General features: G+C 65.6%; 1 protein-coding gene. It reads right to left on the bottom strand.

Going from position 1 to position 1,741, the window contains the following annotated elements; genetic code table 11:
* On the bottom strand, nt 1-1,741 hold a 1,741-nt coding region (locus AC1DYI_RS34575), incomplete at both ends, for a HAMP domain-containing protein (RefSeq protein ID WP_477208620.1).

Below are 1,741 nucleotides of genomic sequence, written 5' to 3'. Positions count from 1 at the left end.
GGCTTCGCTCGGCGTGTTGGTCAGCAGGATCTTGCGCTTGTCGATCGCGCACTGCCCGACCAGCCCCTGGCCCAGGTCGACCAGCTTGCCGTGCGCGCTCTGCCCGCCGCTGGCATAGCTGGCCAGCAGCTTCAGCTGCGGCAACTCGACGCTGGCGCTCATCACGTAGAACTCGGCCTGCTGCGCGCCGACCACCGGCGCCAGCTCGGACAGGATCAGCTGGCCCACCGTGACCAGGTCTTTCTGGCCCTGCAGCATGCGGCTGAACTTGGCCAGGTTGGTCTTCAGCCAGTCCTGCTCGGTGTTCTTCTGCGTCGTGTCCTTCAGGTTGCGGATCATCTCGTTGATYGTGTCCTTCAGGGCCGCCACCTCGCCTTGCGACTCGACCGTGACCGACCGCGCCAGGTCACCCTGCGTCACTGCAGTGGCCACCTCGGCAATCGCGCGCACCTGCGTGGTCAGGTTGGCCGCGAGTTCGTTGACRTTCTCGGTCAGGCCCTTCCAGGTGCCCGCCRCGCCCGGCACCTTGGCCTGGCCGCCCAGCTTGCCCTCGACGCCCACTTCGCGCGCCACCGTCGTCACCTGGTCGGCAAAGGTCGCCAGCGTGTCGATCATCGAGTTGATGGTCTCCGCCAGCGCGGCGATCTCGCCCTCGGCTTCCACCGTCAGCTTGCGCTTGAGGTCACCGTTGGCCACGGCCGTCACGACCTTGGCGATGCCGCGCACCTGCGAGGTCAGGTTGCCAGCCATGAAGTTCACGTTGTCGGTCAGGTCCTTCCAGGTGCCCGACACGCCCTTCACCTGGGCCTGGCCGCCCAGCCGCCCTTCGGTGCCCACCTCGCGTGCCACGCGCGTCACTTCCGCCGCGAACGACGACAGCTGGTCGACCATCGTGTTGATGGTGGCCTTCAGCTCCAGGATCTCGCCCTTCACGTCGACGGTGATCTTCTTCGACAAGTCGCCGGCCTGCAYGGCCTTGGTCACGTCGGCGATGTTGCGCACCTGAGAAGTCAGGTTCGAGGCCATCAGGTTGACCGAGTCGGTCAAGTCCTTCCACGTGCCGGCCACGCCCTGCACGTCGGCTTGTCCGCCGAGCTTGCCTTCGGTGCCCACTTCGCGAGCGACACGCGTCACYTCCGCCGCGAACGACSRCAGCTGGTCCACCATCGTGTTGATGGTGTTCTTCAGCTCCGAGATYTCRCCCTTCACGTCGACGGTGATCTTCTTSSWSAGGTCACCGGCSGCCACCGCGGTGGTCACCTCGGCRATGTTGCGRACCTGCGAGGTCAGGTTGCCGGCCATGAAGTTGACCGACTCGGTCARGTCCTTCCACGTGCCGGCCACGCCTTCCACCGCGGCCTGGCCACCGAGCTTGCCTTCGGTGCCCACYTCRCGMGCGACGCGGGTCACTTCMGCSGCGAACGACCGCAACTGGTCCACCATCGTGTTGACGGTGTTCTTCAGCTCCAGGATCTCGCCCTTCACGTCGACCGTGATCTTCTTCGACAAGTCACCGGCCGCCACCGCCTTCGTCACGTCGGCGATGTTGCGCACCTGAGAGGTCAGGTTCGAAGCCATCGAGTTCACCGACTCGGTCAAGTCCTTCCACGTGCCGGCCACGCCCTGCACGTCAGCCTGGCCACCCAGCTTGCCTTCGGTGCCGACTTCACGCGCGACACGCGTCACTTCCGCGGCGAACGATGACAGCTGGTCGACCATCGTGTTGATGGTGTTCTTCAGC

The organism is Ideonella sp. P3_A4, assembly GCF_056403075.1.
Note: the sequence above shows the minus strand (reverse complement) of the source record. Positions and strands in the feature narration are given on the sequence as shown.